16 protein-coding genes and 1 pseudogene are annotated in these 20,742 nt (G+C 64.0%); 1 reads left to right on the forward strand and 16 read right to left on the reverse strand.

Annotated elements, in window-relative coordinates; all coding sequences use genetic code 11:
- From LPA35_RS13270 to LPA35_RS13310, 9 genes and pseudogenes are all read right to left on the reverse strand, one after another.
- Nucleotides 1-310, reverse strand: a pseudogene (locus tag LPA35_RS13270) (electron transfer flavoprotein subunit beta/FixA family protein); the annotation flags it as partial.
- Between the two features lie 47 nt (nt 311-357).
- Nucleotides 358-1,362 carry a tripartite tricarboxylate transporter substrate binding protein gene (locus LPA35_RS13275; RefSeq protein ID WP_228897313.1) on the reverse strand — a complete coding sequence of 335 codons (1,005 nt, stop codon included), beginning with the start codon at nt 1,360-1,362 and terminating at the stop codon, nt 358-360.
- Between the two features lie 38 nt (nt 1,363-1,400).
- Entirely contained in the window at nt 1,401-2,408 is a 1,008-nt protein-coding gene (locus LPA35_RS13280; protein WP_121507517.1) for a tripartite tricarboxylate transporter substrate binding protein, read from the reverse strand.
- Nucleotides 2,409-2,486: 78 nt separating this feature from the next.
- Nucleotides 2,487-3,734, reverse strand: a complete 1,248-nt coding sequence (locus tag LPA35_RS13285) for a CaiB/BaiF CoA-transferase family protein (protein WP_121422342.1) — start codon at nt 3,732-3,734, stop codon at nt 2,487-2,489.
- Nucleotides 3,731-4,567, reverse strand: a complete 837-nt coding sequence (locus LPA35_RS13290) for an oxepin-CoA hydrolase, alternative type (protein ID WP_228897314.1) — start codon at nt 4,565-4,567, stop codon at nt 3,731-3,733. Before LPA35_RS13290 ends, LPA35_RS13285 begins: the two co-directional genes overlap by 4 nt.
- A 4-nt stretch (nt 4,568-4,571) precedes the next feature.
- Nucleotides 4,572-5,705 carry an acyl-CoA dehydrogenase family protein gene (locus LPA35_RS13295; protein WP_228897315.1) on the reverse strand — a complete coding sequence of 378 codons (1,134 nt, stop codon included), beginning with the start codon at nt 5,703-5,705 and terminating at the stop codon, nt 4,572-4,574.
- A gap of 10 nt (nt 5,706-5,715) precedes the next feature.
- The gene (locus LPA35_RS13300) at nt 5,716-6,924 is read right to left on the reverse strand and encodes an acyl-CoA dehydrogenase family protein (protein WP_228897316.1); all 1,209 of its coding nucleotides are present in this window, start codon (nt 6,922-6,924) and stop codon (nt 5,716-5,718) included.
- 44 nt (nt 6,925-6,968) lie between these two features.
- Complete coding sequence (locus tag LPA35_RS13305; RefSeq protein WP_228897317.1) at nt 6,969-8,144, reverse strand: acetyl-CoA C-acyltransferase; 1,176 nt, start codon at nt 8,142-8,144, stop codon at nt 6,969-6,971.
- 102 nt (nt 8,145-8,246) lie between these two features.
- Nucleotides 8,247-10,373, reverse strand: coding sequence for a 3-hydroxyacyl-CoA dehydrogenase NAD-binding domain-containing protein (locus LPA35_RS13310; RefSeq protein WP_228897318.1), 2,127 nt, complete (start codon nt 10,371-10,373; stop codon nt 8,247-8,249).
- Nucleotides 10,374-10,534: 161 nt separating this feature from the next.
- Here LPA35_RS13310 and LPA35_RS13315 point away from each other — a divergent pair, with 161 nt between their 5' ends.
- Nucleotides 10,535-11,455 (forward strand): LysR family transcriptional regulator, encoded by a 921-nt coding sequence (locus LPA35_RS13315; RefSeq protein WP_056745237.1) that lies wholly within the window; start codon nt 10,535-10,537, stop codon nt 11,453-11,455.
- A gap of 153 nt (nt 11,456-11,608) precedes the next feature.
- On the opposite strand, the gene LPA35_RS13320 is transcribed toward LPA35_RS13315, so the two are convergent.
- The 7 genes from LPA35_RS13320 to LPA35_RS13350 all read right to left on the reverse strand — a co-directional run bounded on the left by LPA35_RS13320 (nt 11,609) and on the right by LPA35_RS13350 (nt 20,417).
- Nucleotides 11,609-12,619: an ABC transporter ATP-binding protein gene (locus LPA35_RS13320; RefSeq protein ID WP_228897319.1), complete on the reverse strand. Its 1,011-nt coding sequence runs from the start codon at nt 12,617-12,619 to the stop codon at nt 11,609-11,611.
- Nucleotides 12,616-13,602, reverse strand: a complete 987-nt coding sequence (locus tag LPA35_RS13325) for an ABC transporter ATP-binding protein (protein WP_121422335.1) — start codon at nt 13,600-13,602, stop codon at nt 12,616-12,618. Before LPA35_RS13325 ends, LPA35_RS13320 begins: the two co-directional genes overlap by 4 nt.
- 26 nt (nt 13,603-13,628) lie before the next feature.
- Nucleotides 13,629-14,540, reverse strand: a complete 912-nt coding sequence (locus LPA35_RS13330; protein ID WP_055398531.1) for an ABC transporter permease — start codon at nt 14,538-14,540, stop codon at nt 13,629-13,631.
- Between the two features lie 131 nt (nt 14,541-14,671).
- Nucleotides 14,672-16,252, reverse strand: coding sequence for an ABC transporter substrate-binding protein (locus LPA35_RS13335; RefSeq protein ID WP_029413932.1), 1,581 nt, complete (start codon nt 16,250-16,252; stop codon nt 14,672-14,674).
- An 85-nt stretch (nt 16,253-16,337) separates the two neighbouring features.
- Nucleotides 16,338-17,555: a M20 aminoacylase family protein gene (locus LPA35_RS13340; RefSeq protein WP_228897320.1), complete on the reverse strand. Its 1,218-nt coding sequence runs from the start codon at nt 17,553-17,555 to the stop codon at nt 16,338-16,340.
- A 148-nt stretch (nt 17,556-17,703) separates the two neighbouring features.
- Nucleotides 17,704-18,684 (reverse strand): ABC transporter permease, encoded by a 981-nt coding sequence (locus LPA35_RS13345; protein ID WP_055398533.1) that lies wholly within the window; start codon nt 18,682-18,684, stop codon nt 17,704-17,706.
- 152 nt (nt 18,685-18,836) lie between these two features.
- The gene (locus LPA35_RS13350) at nt 18,837-20,417 is read right to left on the reverse strand and encodes an ABC transporter substrate-binding protein (protein ID WP_121422332.1); all 1,581 of its coding nucleotides are present in this window, start codon (nt 20,415-20,417) and stop codon (nt 18,837-18,839) included.
- Between the last annotated feature and the right edge of the window lie 325 nt (nt 20,418-20,742).

Here is a 20,742-nt window from a genome sequence, read left to right on the forward strand (position 1 = left end):
GGGCCTTGAGGATCTTGGCAACGGCCAGGGGCTGCAGCTCGACGTCGGTTTCCACCAGGATGGCGCGGTCTGCACCGATGGCCATGGCAGTGCGCAGGGTTTCCTGGCACTGGGCCACGCCGCAGGAAACTGCGATGACTTCGGTCACCAGGCCTTTTTCTTTCAGGCGCACGGCCTCTTCAACGGCGATTTCGTCAAAGGGGTTCATGCTCATCTTCACGTTGGCGATGTCCACACCCGTGCTGTCCGACTTCACGCGGACCTTCACGTTGTAGTCCACCACGCGCTTGACAGGGACGAGAACTTTCATGGGAATGTTTTCCTTGATTTTTGTTGTGGGAGAGCGGGTGCGCAGGCTTACTCGTTCGAGATGCCCTTGTCGCGGATCACAGTACCCCACTTGACGTAGTCCTGCTGAATGCGGCGGGCCATCTTGTCGGGCGCTTGGTATGCAGCGATGGCGCCTGCAGTCAACAACTTGTCCTGCGTGTCCTTCTCGGCCAGGATTTGCTGCACCTCGGTTGCGATGCGGTCCACCACGGCTTTGGGCGTACCGGGCGGCGCCAGCAGACCACCCCACGAGACGGCCTCGTAGCCCTTGAAGCCCTGCTCGGCGATGGTCTTGACATCGGGCAGCATGGCCACGCGCTGGGGCGACCCCACTGCGATGGCGCGCAGCTTCCCCGTCTGGATGTGCGGCAGCGCAGCCACCAGATCGGCGTACATCAGCGGCACCTGGCCGCCGATGGTGTCGGTAATGGCGGGCACGCCCCCTTTGTAGGGAATGTGCTGCATTTCAAAGCCCCCCATCTGCTTGAGCAGCTCCATGCTCAAATGGCCAAAGCTGCCCGCACCTGAGCTGGTGTAGTTGAGCTGACCTGGCCGGGCCTTGGCATGGGTAATGAGCTTTTGCAGATCGGTCACAGAAGGCATCTGGGCAGGATTGACCACCACGACGATGGGCAGGTCGTACACCGTGGCCACGGGCGTGAAGTCTTTCACCGTGTCGTAGCCCGCCTTCTTGTACAGATGCGGCGCCAGCAGCGTGGGCGTGGCCAGCATCATCAGCGTGTAGCCGTCGGCCGGGCTCTTGGCCACCTGGGCGGCAGCGATGGAGCCCGAAGCACCTGCACGGTTTTCCACCACCACGGGCTGGCCCAGCCGTTCGACCAGGCGTTGGCCCACGATGCGCGAGGCAGTATCGGTAGGGCCGCCTGCCGGGAAGGGCACCACCAGCTTGATCATCCTGCTGGGCCAGGCTTGGGCGTGTGCCGGGGCCGCGCCCCACAGGGCGCTGGCCGCCAGAGCGGCGGACACGGCCAGCACGGCGCGGCGGGCTGCGAAGGTGCGAGAGACAAACATTGGGGTCAAAACGGGCTCAGGTTGTTGGAGGGGTTGCATCAGTCCAGCTTGGCGCCGGACACCTTGACCACGCGCTCCCAGACGGGTGCATCTTTTTTGAACTGGGCGCCGAACTGTTCGGGGCTGCTGCCGACGGGGATGAAACCCATCTGCTGGATGCGCTCACGCACCTCAGGCAGCGCAATCACGGCCTGCAGCTCGCGGCCCAGGCGGGCCACGACCTCCGGCGGGGTGTTGGCCGGGGCGCTCATGCCCAACCAGCCTGTCACCTGGAACACCTCGTCCTTGATGCCCTGCTCGGCCATGGTGGCCAGCTTGGGAAGCGCATCCATGCGCTGGGTGCCCGTCACGGCCAGCGGCTTGAGGCGGCCGGAATCAATGTACGGCCGGGCCGACTGCAGGCTAGCAAATGCCATTTGCAACTGCCCGCCCACCAGGTCCTGCAGCATGGGCGCCTCGCCCCTGTAGGCCACATGATTCATGTCGGCCTTGTGCTTGTCGGACAGCCAGGCGCCAGCCAGGTGGGCATACGAGCCCATGCCCCACGAGCCGTAGGCGACCTTGCCCTTGTTGCGGTCGATATAGCTCATCAGCTCGGCCGCGGTGGACACCGGCAGCTGCGGATGCACCAGCAGCACCACCGGAGCCAGGGCGATCTGCGTGATGAGGGCCTGGTCCTTTTGCGGCTGGTACGGCAGGCGCTCGTACAGGTACTGGTTGATCAGCATGGTGGTACCCAGCGACACCAGCAGCGTGTAACCGTCGGCCGGTGACTTGAGCGCCTGGTCAGTGCCGGTCACACCGCCCGCACCACCGCGGTTGTCTACCAGCACGGGCTGGCCCAGGCGTGCCGAAAGCTTCTCGCCCAGCGTGCGGGCGGTGATGTCGGTGGCGCCACCGGCCTGGTAGGGCACGATCAGCTTGATGGGCTTGCTGGGCCAGGCCTCCTTGCCCGACTGGGCCATGGCGGAACCCAGCAGGCCGGTGCTGGCCAAGGCGGCCAAGCCCTGCAGGACGCGGCGGCGGTGAATGTGGGTGATGTTCATGTTTGTCTCCTGGTTGAGGTTGAAAATTTGCTCCAGCGCTTACCCAGCAAGCGATTAAAGCTATTATTTTTATAGTATTTAGAGCGACGGAAGCGTGAGCACGCCCTTGTCGCGCAGGGCTTCAAGCTCTGCCTCGGGCAGCTGCAGCAGTTGCTGCAGCACCTCCCGCGTGGCGGCGCCCAGCGTGGGCGGGGCGTTGCGGATGGGCAGGCGCTGCCCATCGAGTCGATAAGGCGGCGCGAACACATGCGTAGTGCCCGCCACGGGGTGGGGCATTTCCTGCAGCAGGCCGCCGCGGCGCGTACGCTCGCTGGTCAGCGCCTCGTGCAGGCCGGCCACCCTGCCGCAAGGGATGCCAGCAGCGCTCAGGCGTTCGAGAAGCACATCACGCGGGAAGCTGGCGATCAGCGCCTTCATCTGGGGCAACAGGGTCAGTCGATTGCGGGCACGCTCGACGTTGGTGGCGTAACGTGGGTCTTCGACGATATCCGGGCGCATCACCACCTGGCGGCAGAACTTGTCGAACTGGCTGTTGTTGCCCACGGCGATGATGAGCGGACCATCCTGTGCCTCGAACATGCCGTAGGGCACGATGGACGGGTGGGCATTGCCGTAGCGCTGCGGGTCGTGGCCCAGCAGCATGGCGTCGAGCCCGTAGTAGCCGGTGATCATCAGGCCGCAGTCGTACAGCGCCATTTCGATGTGGCGGCCCTTGCCCGTAGTGCTGCGGCGAAACAGCGCGGCCAGCACGGCCTGCGCCGCGTACATGCCGGTCATCATGTCCACGGCAGCCACGCCGAACTTCAGCGGTGGCTGGCTGGCCTCGCCGTTCAGCGCCATCAGCCCGGCCTCGCCTTGAATCACCAGGTCGTAGCCGGGTCGCTTGGCCTCGGGGCCGGAACTGTCGTAGCCCGCCACCGAGCAGTAGATGAGGTCGGGCTTGATGGCCTTGAGCTGCTCGTAGCCCAGGCCCAGCTTCTCGGCACCACCGGTCTTGAAGTTCTGGATCACCACATCGCACTGCGGCAGCAAATCGCGGATGATCTTCACGCCTTCGGGCGTCTGCAAATCCACCGTGATGGACCGCTTGTTGCGGTTCATGCTGTTGTAGTAGGTGGTCTCGGTCTTGCCGATGCGCATGCCCCAGTCGCGGGTGTCGTCGCCCCGGCCGGGGTGCTCCACCTTGATGACGTCAGCGCCAAAGTCGGCCAGCACCTGGCCGCACAGCGGCCCGGCAAACACGCGCGAGAGGTCGAGCACGCGCACGCCGTCGAGCGGGAAGTCCATGCCCTCGGGCAGCGGGGGTGTCGGTGTTGTAGTGGTCATTTCGTAGTGTCGGGTTGGGTAGCGGCAGTGGCAGGAGCCTGGCGCAAGCGTGCGAAATCGGCCGGGCGCTTTTCCAGAAACGCAGCGATGCCTTCGCGGGATTCTTCGGTGGCCTGTGACAGCACCATCAGCTGTGCCTCAAGCTCCAGCTGGTCAGCCAGCGACTGCACATAGGCGCTGCGGCACAGGGCCTTGATGTTCGCCATCGCGGTGTCAGGCCCGGTGGCAACTTGCGCAGCCAGGGCCACGGCCTGGGCGAGTGCCTCGCCCGGCTCGGCCAGGCGGTTGACGGGGCCGAGCGCATGCAGCCGCTCGCCGGAGATGCGTTCGCCCGTGAGGCACAGCTCGGTCAACACCTGGCGGGACACAAACTCGGCCAGGAAGGCGGTAGCACCGCCGTCGGGCGTGAGGCCCACCTTCACATACGCGACCGAGAACACGGCATTGCGCGCAGCCACCAGCATGTCGCAGGCCAGCGCCAGCGACAGGCCGGCGCCCGCCGCAGCGCCCTCCACCGCGGCAATGACCGGCTTGCGGCAGTCGCGCACGGTGCGGATCAGGTCGTGCAGGCCTTCGAGCTTGGCGCGGCGCTCTTCCACGGGCAGCTCGCGCCGCTTGGCCAACTGGCGCAGGTCGCCGCCCGCGCAAAAGTGCCCGTCTTCACCCGTGAGCACGATGGCGCCCACGGTGGGGTCGGCCTCGGCCTGTGTCAGTGCCTCGGTCAGCGCCGCATAGAAGGCGGGCGACAGCGCATTGCGCGCGGCAGGGTTGTTGTTGGAGAGCACGAGCACCGCGCCCTCGCGGCGTTGCAGCAGAGGCAGTGGCTGCTCCATGGCTTCAGCTCCGGCCCAGCGCAATGAAGCGCGCCAGGTGGTGGTCTTCATCGCCAAACTGGTGGTCCACCATGATGAGGCGCTTGGCGTAGTGCGACAGCGGCAGCTCCCACGTCATGCCAATGCCGCCGTGCAGCTGAATGCTTTCCTCCGCCACCAGCGCGCCAATGCGGCCCATGGTGACCTTGGCGGCCGACAGCGCACGCTCGCGCTCGGTGCGGTCAGTGCTTTCCATGGCGGCCGCTGCGTTGATGACGGCAGAGCGCGCCTGCTCCACTTCCAGCAGCAGGTCAGCCATGCGGTGCTGCAGGGCCTGAAAGCTGCCGATGGGCACGCCAAATTGCTTGCGCGTTTGCAGGTATTCCAGCGTGTGCTTCTTGGCCACATCCATGGCGCCCAGCGCCTCGGCGCACACGGCCAGAATGCCCCAGCCCACGGCATGTTCCAGCGTGGCAAAGCCCTGCCCTTCAGTGCCCAGCAGTGCATCGGCACCCACCTGCACATTCTGCAAGCTGACTTCTGCCACACGGCCGCCATCGATGCGCCCCATGCCACGGCGGCTCAGGCCTGCGGTATCGGCGGGCACCAGGAACAGCGAGATGCCGTCTTCATCGTCCACAGCGCCCGCTGTGCGGGCACTGACCAACAGCAGTTGAGCCTGGTCGCCATGCAGCACCACGGCCTTGTGGCCGGTGAGCAACCAGCCGTCGCCATTGCGCACGGCGCGGGTGGTCACGCGGTCCAGGGCGTAGTGCGCGCCGGCTTCCTCGTGCGCCAGGGTCGCCACGGTGCTGCCGTCGATGATGCTGGCGATGTGTTCCTTCTGCGCTGCGCTGCCCGCCAGGCCCAATGCCCGGCCCACCATGAGTGCACCCACAAACGGCTCGGCCACCAAGCCTGCGCCCAGGGCTTCAAACACCACGGCCACGTCGAAGCCTGCGCCGCCAAAGCCGCCGTCGGCTTCGGGGAAGAGCGCGCCAACCGCGCCCAGTTCGGCAAAGCGGCTCCACAGCGCCGCGTCCATGCCGCTGTCGCCGTAGGCGATGTGGTTGCGCGTCTCGACCCCGTACTGCTCGGCCACAAAACGGTTCAGGGTGTCCGCCAGCATGCGGCGGTCTTCGGTATGTTCAAAGTTCATCGCGGCAACCTCACAGGCCCAAAATCATTTTTGAAATGATGTTCTTCTGGATTTCATTGGAGCCGCCAAAGATCGACAGCTTGCGGTAGTTGAAGTAGTTGGCGGCTGCCGTCGCGGCCTCCTTCGGGCCCACGGGTTCATCGGCATAGCCTTCGTACTGCGCTTCTTCGATGAAAGGCAGCGCGTACGGGCCCACAGCGCGGCGGATGAGCGACAAAATTTCCTGGCGGATCTCGGTGCCCCGAATCTTGAGCATGGAGCTTTCTGCACCCGGCACTCCGCCACCCGCCACGGCGGCAATCACGCGCAGGTTGGTGGTCTTCATGTTCTCCAGGTCGATCTCGACCTGGGCCATGCGGGCGGCAAACAACGGATCCTGGTCCAGCGGCTTTCCGTTTTTCATGACCTTGGCGGCAATCACCTGGAGCTTGGCCAGCGCAGCGATGCAAAAACCCACACCTGCGATGCCGGTGCGCTCGTAGGTCAGCAGGTACTTGGCATACGTCCAGCCCTTGTTCTCCTCGCCCACCAGGTTTTCCACCGGCACCTTCACATCGGTGAAGAAGACTTCGTTGACTTCCTTGTCGCCATCGAGCGTGCGGATGGGACGCAGCTCCACGCCGGGCGATTGCATGTCCACCAGCAAAAAGCTGATACCCGATTGCGCCTTGGCCTCGCGGTCGGTGCGCACCAGGCAGAAGATCATGTTGGCGTGCTGGCCCTGGGTGGTCCAGGTCTTCTGGCCGTTGACGATGTAGTGGTCACCTGTTTCGTCCGTGACTCGCACTGCCGTGGTCTTCACGGAAGCCAGGTCCGAGCCCGCGCCGGGTTCGGAATAGCCCTGGCACCACCAGTCCTCACCGCTCAGGATGCGCGGCAGCCAGTATTTTTTCTGCGCCTCGTTGCCAAACTTGATGAGCACCGGGCCCAGCATGTTCACGCCAAAGGGCACGATGCGCGGGCCACCGGCCAGGGCGCATTCGGTGTCAAAGATGAACTTCTCGACCGCACCCCAACCGGGGCCGCCGTAGGCCTTGGGCCAGTGGTTGGCCAGCCAGCCGCGCTCGTTCAGGATGGCGTGCCACTCATCCTGGTCGGCCTTGGACAGGCGCTGCCCGGCCTTGACCTTGGTGGCGATGCGTTCGGGCAGCTTGGCTTTCAAGAAAGCCTGCACCTCGGCGCGGAAGGCTTCCTCTTGGGGGGTGAAATTCAGGTCCATATCGGGTCGCTTGCAGTCTCAGAGTTCGGTGGTGTGGCGCACGGTCAGAAGATTTCGAAGAGGCCTGCAGCGCCCATGCCACCGGCAATGCACATCGTCACCACGCCGTACTTGGCCTTGCGGCGGCGGCCTTCGAGCAGCAGGTGGCCCACCAGGCGCGCGCCGGTCATGCCGAAGGGGTGGCCAATGGCAATCGCTCCGCCGTTCACGTTCAGCCGCTCGGTCGGAATGCCCAGGCGGCGCTGGCAGTACAGGGCCTGCGAGGCAAAGGCTTCGTTCATCTCCCACAGGTCAATGTCCTGCACCGTGAGGCCGTGGCGCGCCAGCAGCTTGGGCACGGCAAACACGGGGCCAATGCCCATTTCGTCGGGCTCGCAACCGGCCACCGCAAAGCCACGGAACGCGCCCAGGGGCTGCAGGCCCCGGCGCTCGGCTTCTTTCGCTTCCATGAGCACGCAGGCGCTGGAGCCGTCGGACAGCTGCGAGGCGTTGCCTGCGGTGATGAACTGGCCCGGACCTTTCACCGGCTCCAGCTTGGCAAGGCCTTCCAGCGTGGTGCTGGCGCGATTGCAGTTGTCGTGCGTGGCCGTCACTTCGCGGTAGGTGACCTCGCCGGTCTCCTTGTTCTTTTCCATCATGCGCGTGGTGCAGGGCACGATCTCGTCGGCGAACACGCCGCCTTGCTGTGCGGCGGCGGTGCGTTGCTGGCTTTGCAGCGAGAACAGGTCCTGGTCTTCGCGGCTGATGCCGTAGCGGTGGGCCACGATGTCGGCGGTATCGATCATGGCCATGTAGAGGTCGGGCTTGTGCTCTTGCAGCCAGGGGTCGATGTCTGCCGGGTTGCCTGCGCGGATGGCCGAGATGCTCTCCACCCCGCCGGCCACCATGGCGGGCACGCCTTCGGCCACGATGCGGCCTGCGGCAATCGCCACCGACTGCAGACCCGATGCGCAAAACCGGCTGGCCACCATGCCCGCCACCGAGAGGGGCAGGCCCGCGCGCAGCGCGGTCTGGCGGCCAATGTTCTTGCCGGTGATGCCCTCGGGGTAGCCGCAGCCCATCACCAGGTCTTCGATCAGCTCGGGGTCGATGCCCGAGCGCTCGACCGCCGCCTTGACGGAAAAGGCCGCCAGCTGCGGGCCGGGCGTGGCGTTGAACTCGCCCCGGTGCGACTTGGTCAGCGGGGTGCGGGCGGTGGAAACGATGACGGCTTCACGCATGATTTGCTCCTGATTTAATAGCTGCTTGCGCTTATTAATCAAGCGCTAGAGGCCAAAATGATTTGAATTTGATGAATCTGAAAACCGAATCGCGAGGCAGGCTCAGCTCTTTTCAGCCTGGTTCAGGCTGTCAAAGTTGCGCCCTTCCCGCACCAGTTGCACCAGCAAAGGCGAGGGCTTCCAAAACAGCGGGTCTTCCTTGGCAAAGGCCTCGATGTCGGCCAGCACCTTTTCCAGCCCCGTCATGTCGGCCCACTTCATGGGGCCGCCACGGTGGCGCGGAAAGCCGTAGCCTGCGACAAAGGCCACATCCACATCCAGCGGGCGCAGGGCAATGCCCTCGTGCACCACATTGGCCCCTTCGTTGACCATGGCGGCCATGTAGCGGCGCATGATCTCGTCGGCGCTGAAGCTGCGGGGCGTGACGCCTTTCTTGGCGCGCTCGGCATCCACAATGGCCAGCACTTCGGGGTCGGGCTGGCCCGTGCGGGAGCCTTCGGGGTAGAGGTAAAAACCGTGCCCCGTCTTCTGCCCGAACCAGCCGCGCTCGCAGATGCGGTCGGCAATTTCCACATAGCGGGCCTGGGGGTCACGCGTCGCAGCACGGCGCTTGCGGGTGGCCCAACCAATGTCGCCACCGGCCAGGTCTGTCACCTGGAAGGGGCCCATGGCAAAGCCGAAACCGCGCACGGCGGCGTCGATCTCGTACGGGCTGGCACCGTCTTCCAGCAGGTAGTCGGCGGCCTGCTTGTACACGGCCAGGATGCGGTTGCCGATGAAGCCGTCGCACACACCGGCGCGCACGGGCACCTTTTTGAGTTTTTTGGCCAGTTCAAACGCCGTGGCGACCACATCGGGCGCCACTTTGGCGGGCACCACGATCTCCAGCAGCTTCATGATGTTGGCGGGGCTGAAGAAGTGCAGGCCAATCACGTCCTGCGGGCGGCTAGTGGCAGCGGCAATGGCGTCAATGTCGAGGTACGACGTATTGGTGGCAAGAACAGCGCCGGGCTTGCACACGCGGTCCAGCTCGCGGAACACGGCCTTCTTGACCTCGATGTCTTCAAACACGGCCTCAATCACCAGGTCCACCTGGGAGATGTCGGCGTAATCGGTGCTGCCGGTGTAGCGTGCCATCACGGCGGCCTTGGCAGCATCGGTCATGCGGCCTTTGGCGACCAGGGCGTTGTAGACCTTCTCGACATTGGCGCGGCCCCGGGCGATGGACTCAGCATCGCGCTCGATCATGGACACGGGCAGGCCCGCATCCAGCGCGGCCACGGCAATGCCCGCACCCATGGTGCCACCCCCAATGACGGCGATGCTGGCCACGGGGCGTGGCTGCGCGGCCTGGGCCTCGGGCACCTTGACCACTTCACGCTCGGCAAAAAAGGCGTGGATGAGCCCGGCGCGTTGCGGGCTGTCGATGCATTCCATGAACAGCGCTCGCTCGCGGGCCATGCCTTCGTCGAAAGGCAACTGCAGCGCGGCCTGCACGCATTCGATGATCTTGAGGGGAGAGAACAGGCCGCGCGACTTCTTGGCCGTCTCGGTCTTTTGCTCTTCGAGCCAGGCCAGCGCAGCCTGCGGCTCGGCAATGGCCAAGTCACGCGTGCGGCGCACGGGCGCATTGGCCGCCAGCAGTTCGCGCACATAGGCCAGGCCTGCGGCCAGCGGGTCGGTGCCCTCCACCAGCTTGTCAACCAGACCTGCCTGCAGCGCGGCCTGGGCCTTGAGGGGCTGGCCGCTGAGCATGAGGGTGGTGGCAGTCTGCACGCCCATCAGGCGCGGGGCACGCTGCGTGCCACCCGAGCCGGGCAGCAGGCCCAGGTTCACCTCGGGCAGGCCCAGCGTAGCGGCAGGCAATGCCAGGCGGTAATGGGCTGACAGAGCCACTTCGAGACCGCCGCCCAGCGCCGCACCGTGCAGCACGGCCACCACGGGCTTGTTCAGGTTTTCGATGGCGCGGCAGACCTCGGGCAGGATGGGGACAACCGGTGGCTTGCCGAATTCGCGGATATCCGCCCCGGCAATGAAGGCCTTGCCAGCGCCCACCAGCAGCACGGCCGCCACTGCGGCGTCGGCCTGCGCCTGCTGCATGGCGGCCAACAGGCCCTGGCGCACGGCGGCGCCCAGGGCGTTGACGGGTGGGTTGTCGATGGTGACGACAAGCACATCGCCCTGCAGCGCGGTGGTGACAACGGAAGATGCGGGAATGGCGGCGCCCATGCTGGAAAGTCTCCTGGTCGATGGCTATTGACTGCCTGTGAATGACTCTGTGATTGTTGATGCGTGAAGTTATCTTGACAATTACATAGCCCGTTGACAGACTGTCAAACGCCTTTTGACAAACTCCCCCGCAACGGCATCCCGCACCGCCTCCCTGTTCAATGGAACTCACCTCCCTCACCGTGCTGGTCGACATCCTCGATGCCGGCAACCTCAGCCAGGCCGCCCGCAACCTGAAGATGTCCCGTGCCAACGTCAGCTACCACCTGCACCAGCTCGAAAAGTCAGTGGGTGTGCAGTTGGTGCGCCGCACCACGCGCCGGGTGGAGCCCACCGAGGTGGGCCTGCGCCTGTATGCCCATGGCCGCGCCATTCAGAACGAGATGCTGGCTGCGCGCGAGACCATTGCCACGCTGGGCCAGGGCCTGCAGGGCCGCGTGGGCCTGAGCGTGCCCAGTGGCTACGGGCAGATGGTGATGTCAGACTGGCTGATCGACTTCAAGCGGCTGTACCCTGGCATCGTGCTGGATGTGCGCTTTGAAAATCGGGTGGACGACCTCATCCGCGATGAGGTGGACATCGCCATCCGCGTGATGCCCGAGCCCCCACCCACGCTGGTGGCGCGCGACCTAGGCAGCGTGCGCTACATCGCCTGCGCATCGCGGGGGTACGCCGAGGCGCATGGGCTGCCCCAAAGCTTTGAAGCGCTGCAGGCCGCGCCGGTGATCACCGCAGGGGTGGTGGGCAAGCAGCTGCGCCTGCGCGGGTACCGGGGTGACCAGCGCCAGGAAGCCCTGCTGGAGCCCACCCTCATTTCGGAGCACTTTCCGTTTCTGCGCCAAGGCATCCTGGCAGGGCTGGGCGTAGGGCTGGTACCGGATTACGTGGTGCAGGACGCCGTGTCCAGTGGGGAAGTGCTGACCACGCTGGACGACTGGCGGTTGAGCATTTTTGGCACCCAGATGTTCATGCTCTACATGCCCAACCGCCACCAGACGCGTGCGGTGCGCACCTGCATTGACTACCTGCTGGGGCGGGCCCTGCCGGCAGCCGGCCAAGGAGTGACTGCGGAGCCAGGATGAGCATCTTCTGCGCGTTTACAAGAAAAAATAGCCGCAAGCGCAGGTATTCATTGCGCTAGCAGCTATTTTATTGATAGCAATCGCTACTGCGACAGTAGCAATGCCGGATGAGTCCCTCCGCCGCGCGTCAGCAAACCCGCGTGGCGGCTGGCATCAGATCCGCCCTTCCTCCACCGCATGGCACGCAATGCGGATGCCACCAATGCTCTTGAGCTGGGGGCGCTCGGAGCGGCAGCGGTCGTTCACATGCGGGCAGCGGGGGTTGAAGGCGCAACCGGGTGGTGGGTTCAGCGGGTTGGGCACCTCGCCCTGCACGGGGGTGCGGGCCTTGCCGGTGTCGTGCATCTTGGGGATGGCATCGAGCAGCATGCGGGTGTACGGGTGGCGGGGCGTGTCAAACAACGTGTGTTTGTCGGCCAGCTCCACCAGGCGGCCCAAGTACATCACGCCGACCTGGTCGCTGACGTGGCGCACCACGGCCAGGTTGTGGCTGATGAACAGGTAGGTGAGATGCCGCTCGCGCTGCAGGTCCTTCATGATGTTGAGCACCTGGGCCTGCACCGACACGTCAAGTGCACTCGTCGGCTCGTCGCACACCAGGAACTCGGGCTCGGTGGCCAAGGCGCGCGCGATGGAGATGCGCTGACGCTGGCCGCCGGAGAACTGGTGCGGGTATTTCACCATGTCCAGCGGCGACAGGCCCACGGACTTGAGCAGTTCACCCACGCGCTGCTTGAGCTCAGCCTTGTCGGTGATGAGGCCATGCTCCTTGAGCGGCTCGCCAATGATGTCTTCGACCAGCCAGCGGGGGTTCAGGCTGGCATACGGGTCCTGGAAGATCATCTGGATGCGGCGGCGCATGGCCTTGGCGTCGTTGCCCTTGAAGGCGGCGTGCGCATCCTGGTTGTCAAACGTGAGGCCGCCGCGTGTGGGCTCGTACAAACCCACCAGCAGGCGCGCCACGGTGCTTTTGCCGCAGCCGGACTCACCCACCAGGGCCAGGGTCTTGCCTTTTTCGATCTCGAAACTCACGCCGTCCACCGCATGCAGCAGCGTGCGGGGCTTGCGCTCGATCACGCGGTTGAGCCAGGGGGCGGACACGTCAAAAGTCTTGGCCAGGTCGTGCGCCTGCACCAAAGCCTTGCTTTTCATTGCTGCGCTCATGCGGTCACCTCGGTTTTTGTCGTGGCACCAGCGTGCAGCCAGCAGGCGGCGCGGGTGGAGCCTGCGTCCATCAGGTCGGGGCGATCAGTCATGCAGCGGTCAAAAGTCTGGGGGCAGCGCGGGTTGTAGGCACAGCCCTGGGGAATGGCGTTCAGGCGGGGCATGGCGCCGTCGATCTGGTTCAGGCGTTCACGGTCCACCGTCATGTCAGGGATGGAGGCCATGAGGCCGCTGGTGTACGGGTGCGAGGGCTTGTTGATGACGTCGTGCACGGGGCCGATCTCGGCCACGCGCCCGGCATACAGCACGGCCACGCGGTCGCAGGTCTCGGCGATCACGCCCATGTCGTGGGTGATCAGCATCACCGCGGCACCGCGCGATTTGCAGATGTTCTTGAGCAGCGTGATGATCTGCGCCTGGATGGACACGTCGAGCGCCGTGGTGGGCTCATCGGCCACGATGAGCTTGGGCTCGGCCGCCAGGGCCAGGGCAATCACCACGCGTTGGCGCATGCCACCGGAGAACTGGTGCGGGTAGTGGTCGATGCGCTCTGCAGCGGCCGGAATGCCGGTGTCTTGCAGCAGCGCAATGGCACGCTGGCGCGCCTCGGCGGGCGTGACCGGCAGGTGGGCCAGGATGGTTTCAGTGAGCTGTCGGCCCACGGTGTACAGCGGGTTCAGCGAGGTCAGCGGGTCTTGAAAGATCGCGCCGATGCGGCGGCCACGGATGTGGCGCATTTCCTCATTGCTCAGGTTGTCGATGCGCTGGCCTTCGAGCAGGATCTGGCCAGATGCCACGCGGCCCGGGGGCTCCAGCAGGCCGATGATGGCAGCGCCAGTGAGCGATTTGCCCGCGCCGGACTCCCCCACCACGCCCAGGATCTCGCCGGGTGCAATGGAGAAGGAAATGTCGTCCAGGGCGCGCAGGGTACCGCGACGGCCCGGGAATTCGACAACGAGGTTTTTGACTTCTAGGAGACTCATGGGGATATCGCTTTTCTTGTTCTTGTTCAGCGCAGGCGCGGATTGAGGGCATCACGCAACCAGTCGCCGAGCAAGTTCACACTCAGGGCGATCAGCACCAGCATGGCACCGGGGAACACGGTGATCCACCATTCGCCGGAGAACAGGTAGTCGTTGCCGATGCGGATCAGCGTGCCCAGCGAAGGCGAGGTGGGCGGTGCGCCCACGCCCAGGAAGGACAATGTGGCCTCGGTGATGATGGCCGTGGCCACCTGGATGGTGGCCAGCACCATCACAGGGCCCATGACGTTGGGCAGCACGTGCTTGCGCATGATGCGCAGCGGCGAAACGCCCGTCACGCGGGCAGCCTGCACGTATTCCTTGTTGCGCTCGACCAGGGTGGAGCCGCGCACCGTGCGCGCGTACTGCACCCAGCCCGTGAGCGAGATGGAGATGATCAGCACACCAAATGCCAGCGACTCGTGCGCGTTGGGGAACAGCGCACGGCCCACACCCGCAATCAGCAGCGCCACCAGGATGGCGGGGAACGACAGCATCACGTCGCACAGGCGCATGAGCACGGCATCAATCCAGCCACCGCGAAAGCCGGCCAGCAGTCCAAACGCCACGCCCACCACCACGGACAGCACCACCGATGCGAGGCCCACCACAAGGGAAATGCGCGCGCCATAGATGAGGGCGGAAAGAATGTCCCGGCCCTGGTCGTCGGTGCCCAGGGGGTACTTCATGGAGCCCTCGGCGCTCCAGGCCGGGGGCAGCCGCGCGTCGCTGAGTTCGAGCGTGGCCAGGTCAAAGGGGTTATGGGGCGCGACCCATCCGGCAAATACCGAACAGAACACACAGATCAGCGCGATGGCAGCGGCCACCATCGCCATGGGCGATGTGCGGAAGCTGTAGCCAACATCGCTGTCAAACCAGCGGGCAAGGGTTGTTTTCATTGTGGGAAACCAGTAAACAAGCACCAACGCAGAGCCCGGGTAGCGGCCATGCGTTGGTGTGGACTTTCAAAGAACCGGTCGTTCTCTCTTTTCTCTGCGATCGACTAACGTAGGGACTTCTGCACCCCTTCTTACTTGGTGATGCTCATCCACTTGAAGTGCATGAAGTTGTCGGCCAGCTGCACGAGCTTGACGTTCTTGCCCACGCCCCAGGCCAGCGCTTGCTGGTGCAGGGGAATGTGGCCAACATCGGCAGCGTGCAGATCGAAGACTTCCTTGATCATCGCGTTGCGCTTGACCTTGTCGGTCTCGGCCTGGATCTTGAGTGTCAGCTCATCGACCTTGGGGTTGCAGTAGGCGCCCAGGTTGAACTGGCCGGACCCCTTGTCATCCACGCAGCGCATGAGGGCGTTGAGCGCGTTGTGCGAGTCGTAGGTGGCGGGCGTCCAGCCCAGCATGTAAAAGCTGGTGTCGCGGCGCAGCACCTTGGGGAAGTAGGTGCCCTTGGTTTCGGCCTGCAGGTTGATCTTGACGTTGATGCGCGAGAGGTTGGCGGCCACCGTCTGGCAGATGCGGCCATCATTCACGTAGCGGTCGTTCGGGCAGTTCATGGCCACTTCGAAGCCGTTGGGATAGCCGGCTTCGGCCATCAGTTTCTTGGCAGCTTCGACGTCGTAGGGAAGGCGCTTCGCGTCAGGCTGGAAGCCATTGATGCCGGGACCCACGAGCAGGGCCGAGGGGTTGGATGCACCACGCATCACGGTCTTCTTGATCCCTTCGATGTCGATGGCCTGGTAGAAGGCCTGGCGCACACGCTTGTCCTTGAAGGGGTTCTTGCCCTTGACGTTGGAGTACAGCAGCTCGTCACGCTTTTGGTCCATGCCCAGGAAGATGGTGCGCAGTTCGGGGCCGGTGATGGCACGGGTGTTGGCGCTGCCGTTCACGCGTTCGATGTCCTGCACGGGTACGGGTTCCATCACGTCCACCTCGCCCGAAAGCAGGGCGGCCACACGGGTCGCATCGTTGCCGATGGGGGTGAAAACGACTTCGCTGACGTTGCCTTCGATCTTGCCCCAGTAGCTGCCGTTGCGTGTAAACACCGAGCGCACGTTGGGCTGGCGCTCACGCAGGCGGAAGGGGCCCGTGCCGTTGGCACGGAACGAGGCGGCGTTCTCGATGCCCTTGCGGCGGTCCACCGGGCCCAGGGCCTGGTTGGTCTCGCACCACTTCTTGCTCATCATGTACACGAGCGAGATCACATCCGGCAGGATCGGGAAGGGGGTCTTGGTTTCGATTTCGACCGTGTGGTCGTCGATCTTGCGCACTTCCTTGAAGTCGTTGGTGTAGCTCTTCATGTCCGAGCCTTCCACCTGGGTGCGCCCGAAGCTGAACACCACGTCATCGGCCGTGAAAGGGGTGCCGTCGTGGAATTGCACGCCCTTACGCAACTCGAAACGCCACACGGTGGGCGACGTCTGCTTCCAGCTCGTCGCCAGGGCAGGCGCCAGGCTCAGGTCCTTGTTGCGGCCGACCAGCGGCTCATAGACGTTGCCGGTGACGCTCAGCTGCAGCGACTCATTGAGAGAGTGGGGGTCCATCGACAGCGAGTCACCCTGGTTGGCGATGCGGATGGTCTGAGCTTGGGCCACCAGGCTCGCCGCCGCCAACGCGGTAAAGAGAGCGGTCAGAGCGATTTTTTTATGGAATTTCATGGAAACCTCCAGGTTGGGGAAAGCGGGGTGAAAGGGTTGGGCCGTGGCGCGGTAGTGCAAATGGGCAGGCTGGCTGGACGTTGCTTCAAGCTGCCGCCAAAGGCATGGCCTGCTCGATAAGGCTTGCGTGCAGCGCCGAGCCCAGGGGCAGGATGTCGTCGTTGAAGTCGTAGCGGCTGTTGTGCAAGGCGCTGCCACTGGCCCCTGTGCCCTGGCCGATGCGCAGATAGGCACCGGGGCGGGTCTGGAGCATGAAGGCGAAGTCCTCGGCGCCCATACTGGGCTCCAGGTCACGCACCACATGGTCAGCACCCAGCAGGGATTCGGCCACGTCGCCGGCAAAGATGGCTTCGCTTTCGCTGTTGATCGTGGCCGGGTAGATGCGCTCGTAGTGCACCGTGGCCGTGGCGCCAAAGCCCAGGGCAATGGCGTTGCACAGCTCCTTGAGGCGTTTTTCCACCATCTCCTGCACGACCGGATCAAATGTCCGCACGGTGCCCACCAGGGTGGCAGAGCCCGGCAGCACACTGAAGGCCCCCAGGTCGCCAGCCTGTGCGGCGCAGATGCTGACCACGGCGCTTTCAATGGGGCGCACATTGCGCGAGACGATGCTTTGCGCGGCCGTAATGATGTGCGCGGCCACAACCAGCACGTCCACCGTCTGGTAGGCATGGGCACCGTGGCCGCCGCGTCCCGTGATCTCGATGGTGAAGCGATCCGCCGCAGCCATCATGGGCCCGGAGTTGATGCCCACGGTGCCGGGCTTCATCGCGGGCCAGTTGTGCATGGCGTAGATGGACTGCACCGGGAAACGGTCAAACAGCCCGTCTTCCATCATGACGCGGGCTCCAGCAAAACCTTCTTCGCCCGGCTGAAACACGAGCACGGCTGTGCCGTCGAAGTTGCGGGTCTCGGCCAGGTAGCGCGCAGCCCCCACCAGCATGGCGGTGTGGCCGTCGTGGCCGCAGCCATGCATGAGGCCCGGCTTGCACGACTTCCAGGAGAAATCGTTGTGCTCGGCCAGCGGCAGCGCATCCATGTCGGCACGCAGGCCGACCATGCTGCCACTGGAGGTGCCGCGGCCGCGGATCACGCCCACGACTCCCGTGCGGCCAATGCCGTCGTGGATCTCGTCCACGCCGCAGAGCTTCAGGGCCTCTTTGACGCGCGTGCTGGTGTAGATCTCCTCGAAACCCAGCTCAGGGTGGGCATGCAGGTCCCGGCGCAGTGCGGTCAGCTCGGGGTGGTACTGCGCGATGTGCGCAAACGCCCGGCCTCCGGCTTTGTATCGAAGCGACTGCATGTCAGGCGTCCCGAAAGCTCGTGCAGCGCCAGCAGCCGGCAAAACCGGCGCGGCACAGGCCAGCGCTCCCGCGCAAGGGCCGCCCCGCCGCGCTGGGAGCGTCCCCCCTTTGGGGGGATGGCGCGAAGCGACTCAAGGGGGAGTTCATTCAATGCCCTCCTGCCTTGCCTACGCGCAGGCGTGGGTCGACCGCAAAATACAACAGGTCCACCACCAGATTAATCACCACAAAGATCAAGGCGATCAGGCACAGGTAGGCGGCCATCACCGGAATGTCGGCAAAGGTCACGGCCTGGATGAACAGCAGGCCCATGCCGGGCCACTGGAACACGGTCTCGGTGATGATGGCGAAGGCAATCAGACCACCCAGCTGCAGTCCGGTGATGGTCATCACGGGCACCAGCGTGTTCTTGAGCGCGTGGCCGAAGTGGATGGCGCGATTGGACAGGCCCCGGGCGCGTGCGAACTTGATGTAGTCGGTGCGCAGCACCTCCAGCATTTCTGCGCGCACCAGCCGCATGATCAGCGTGAGCTGGAAAATCGCCAGCGTGATGGCAGGCAGCGTGATGTGGTGCCAGCCCTTGGCCTTGAGCAGGCCCGTGCTCCACCATCCCATCTGTACCACTTCACCGCGCCCGAAGCTGGGGAACCAGCCCAGGGTGACAGCGAACACCAGGATCAGCAGAATGCCGATCAGGAACGTTGGCAGCGACACGCCCAGCAGTGAGATGGTCATGAACAGCTGGCTTGTGAAGGTGCCGCGCTTGAGGGCTGCATACACGCCCATGGGCACGCCAATGACCAGGGCCAGGAAAGCAGCCACCAAGGCCAGCTCCAGTGTGGCAGGAAAACGCTCTGCAATCAGCCGCGAAACCTTGGCACCCTGGCGCAGGCTCAGGCCGAACTCGCCCTGGGCTGCGTTGACCAAGAAATGCCAGAACTGTATGAAAAAGGGCTTGTCCAGACCGAGCGAGGCGCGCAGTTCGCGGATCTGCTCGGGAGTGGCGTCCTGGCCCAGCAGGAACACCACAGGGTCTCCCACGTACTGGAACAGCATGAAGGAGATGAAGGCCACCGTGACCATGACAATCACAGCCTGTATCAGGCGGCGCAATATAAAGGCGAGCATCGGAGAGTCGATTGAGTGTTCGATGGGAACGCCACAGCCACTTTTGATGGCAGGGCGCTGGCAGGCAATATGCGGTCGTCAAACCGGACCAGAAAGCAAAACAAAGAAAGCAAGGGCCTCGGGGCCCTTGCTCTCAGTGTGTCACGCACCGGTCAATTCACCTTGACGGTGCGCATGTCCACGCGGTTATCCGCGCGGTGAACCAGTTCAATGTTCTTCTTCACGGCCCATGGGATCACCTGGTCATGCAGAGGAATGTGGGACACGGTGTCGTTGGACAGTTGCAGCGCTTCCGTCAGCATGCGGGCGCGCACGGGTGCATCGGTTTCTGCCTTGATGCGGTCCACCAGATAGTCCATGCGCTGGTTGCTGTAGCGGCCCACGTTGTAGTTGCCGTCACCACCTTGGCCCACAGTGCGGACCAGCGATTGCAGGCTGTACAGCGCATCGAAGGTCGGCACGCCCCAGCCCAGCATGTAGATGCTGGCTTCGTAGCGCTGGATCATCGGGAAGTAATTGACCAGGGGCAGCGTGCGCAGCTTGGCCTTCACGCCCACACGCGACCACATGGCAGTCACAGCCTGGCAGATGGCTTCGTCATTGATGTAGCGGTTGTTGGGGCAGGCAAAGTCCACCTCAAAACCATCGGGGTAACCAGCCTCGGCCAGCAGCTTCTTGGAGGCTTCAACGCTGTAGGGGAAACGCTTGCCAACGGCCTCGGTATAACCCGCCACCTGTGGGGCCACGATGGTGCCCGTGGGCTTGCCCAGGCCACGCATGATGTTGCGGGAAATGGTTTCTGCGTCAATCGCCTGGTACAGGGCCTTGCGCACGCGCACGTCCTTGAGCGGATTTTTGCCCTTGATGTTGGAGCCTGGCAGTTCGTCGCGGAACTGGTCCATACCCAGGAAGATGGTGCGGTTCTCAATGCCGTCAATCACCTTGAGGTCGGGGCTAGCGCGCAAGCGGCCCAGATCCTGGGGAGTGGGGTCGAGCACCATGTCCACTTCGCCCGACAGCAGGGCTGCAATGCGTGTGGCAGCAGACTTGATCGGGGTGTAGACGATTTCGGTCACGTTCCCGTCCATCTTGCCCCACCAGTTGGGGTTGCGCTTGAACACCATCTTCACATCAGGCTGCCAGGATTCCAGCGTGTAAGGACCGGTGCCCATGGCATTGCGGTGGGCAAAGTTTTCGTCGGTGCCCTTGATGTCTTTGGGCTCAACCGACTTGTTCTTTTCCGCCCAGGCCTTGCTCATCATGCGCAGTTCGGTCATCTGGCGCAGCAACACAGGGTTGGGCGCGGTCAGGATGACGTCGATGGTTTGCGCATCCACCTTGTTGATCTTGCTGATGCCCTGGATGTAGGGGGTGAAATTCGATGTCTTGGCCATCGCGCGCTGCAGCGAATACACCGCATCGTCGGCGGTGAAGGCCGAGCCATCATGGAACTTCACGCCTTGGCGCAGGGTGAAACGCACCTGCGTTGGGCTGATTTCTTTCCAGGCCGTTGCCAGCACGGGTTCTACGTCAAAGGTCTTGCTGTTGTAGTAAACCAGGCTTTCATACACATTCGCATGGATGCCATTCTGGAGCGCGTTGTTCTGGGAATGGATATCCCAGGTCGCGATTTCCCCCTGGCTTGCCCATTTGAAGGGCTTGGCATGCAGGGCTGGCGCTGCAAGCAGTGCAGCGGCCGCAGCCACCGACAAAAGACTGTATTTGAGTTTCATGGAACCCTCTTGAATAAAAGTTTTACTATGCAGTAAAGGTTGCTCTATAGCCAACGGGAAATCCCTGAATCCCGGGCACTACGAAGGGCCTCTAAGGGCTGATTTTGTAGGGAAGCAGCACGCAAGGATGGTGCCAAGAATCTGCACCAAAGCAAACAAGAGGAAGAAACCTCGGAGACAGTGCGGAGGACGCCACTGCCCGACATCAACCGACCGATCCGTAGGGCGGATGTACCCGGAGTTACATACAGGAAGTCCGCACAACCAACCACCAAGCACAAATCAGCAGACAAAAAAAAAGCCGCCCGAAGGCGGCTTTTTTAGC

The sequence above is a fragment of the Acidovorax sp. Leaf73 genome (genome assembly GCF_916855635.1).
GTDB lineage: Bacteria > Pseudomonadota > Gammaproteobacteria > Burkholderiales > Burkholderiaceae_C > Acidovorax > Acidovorax facilis.

Excerpts from the sequence above, each read along its gene's own strand:
- LPA35_RS13345 (WP_055398533.1), bottom strand. The coding sequence starts at position 18,684 with ATGCTCGCCTTTATATTGCGCCGCCTGATACAGGCTGTGATTGTCATG.
- LPA35_RS13305 (WP_228897317.1), bottom strand. The coding sequence starts at position 8,144 with ATGCGTGAAGCCGTCATCGTTTCCACCGCCCGCACCCCGCTGACCAAG.
- LPA35_RS13320 (WP_228897319.1), bottom strand. The coding sequence starts at position 12,619 with ATGAGCGCAGCAATGAAAAGCAAGGCTTTGGTGCAGGCGCACGACCTG.
- LPA35_RS13290 (WP_228897314.1), bottom strand. The coding sequence starts at position 4,567 with ATGGAGCAGCCACTGCCTCTGCTGCAACGCCGCGAGGGCGCGGTGCTC.
- LPA35_RS13340 (WP_228897320.1), bottom strand. The coding sequence starts at position 17,555 with ATGCAGTCGCTTCGATACAAAGCCGGAGGCCGGGCGTTTGCGCACATC.
- LPA35_RS13325 (WP_121422335.1), bottom strand. The coding sequence starts at position 13,602 with ATGAGTCTCCTAGAAGTCAAAAACCTCGTTGTCGAATTCCCGGGCCGT.
- LPA35_RS13280 (WP_121507517.1), bottom strand. The coding sequence starts at position 2,408 with ATGAACATCACCCACATTCACCGCCGCCGCGTCCTGCAGGGCTTGGCC.
- LPA35_RS13300 (WP_228897316.1), bottom strand. The coding sequence starts at position 6,924 with ATGGACCTGAATTTCACCCCCCAAGAGGAAGCCTTCCGCGCCGAGGTG.
- LPA35_RS13295 (WP_228897315.1), bottom strand. The coding sequence starts at position 5,705 with ATGAACTTTGAACATACCGAAGACCGCCGCATGCTGGCGGACACCCTG.
- LPA35_RS13315 (WP_056745237.1), top strand. The coding sequence starts at position 10,535 with ATGGAACTCACCTCCCTCACCGTGCTGGTCGACATCCTCGATGCCGGC.
- LPA35_RS13275 (WP_228897313.1), bottom strand. The coding sequence starts at position 1,362 with ATGTTTGTCTCTCGCACCTTCGCAGCCCGCCGCGCCGTGCTGGCCGTG.
- LPA35_RS13285 (WP_121422342.1), bottom strand. The coding sequence starts at position 3,734 with ATGACCACTACAACACCGACACCCCCGCTGCCCGAGGGCATGGACTTC.
- LPA35_RS13310 (WP_228897318.1), bottom strand. The coding sequence starts at position 10,373 with ATGGGCGCCGCCATTCCCGCATCTTCCGTTGTCACCACCGCGCTGCAG.
- LPA35_RS13330 (WP_055398531.1), bottom strand. The coding sequence starts at position 14,540 with ATGAAAACAACCCTTGCCCGCTGGTTTGACAGCGATGTTGGCTACAGC.
- LPA35_RS13350 (WP_121422332.1), bottom strand. The coding sequence starts at position 20,417 with ATGAAACTCAAATACAGTCTTTTGTCGGTGGCTGCGGCCGCTGCACTG.
- LPA35_RS13335 (WP_029413932.1), bottom strand. The coding sequence starts at position 16,252 with ATGAAATTCCATAAAAAAATCGCTCTGACCGCTCTCTTTACCGCGTTG.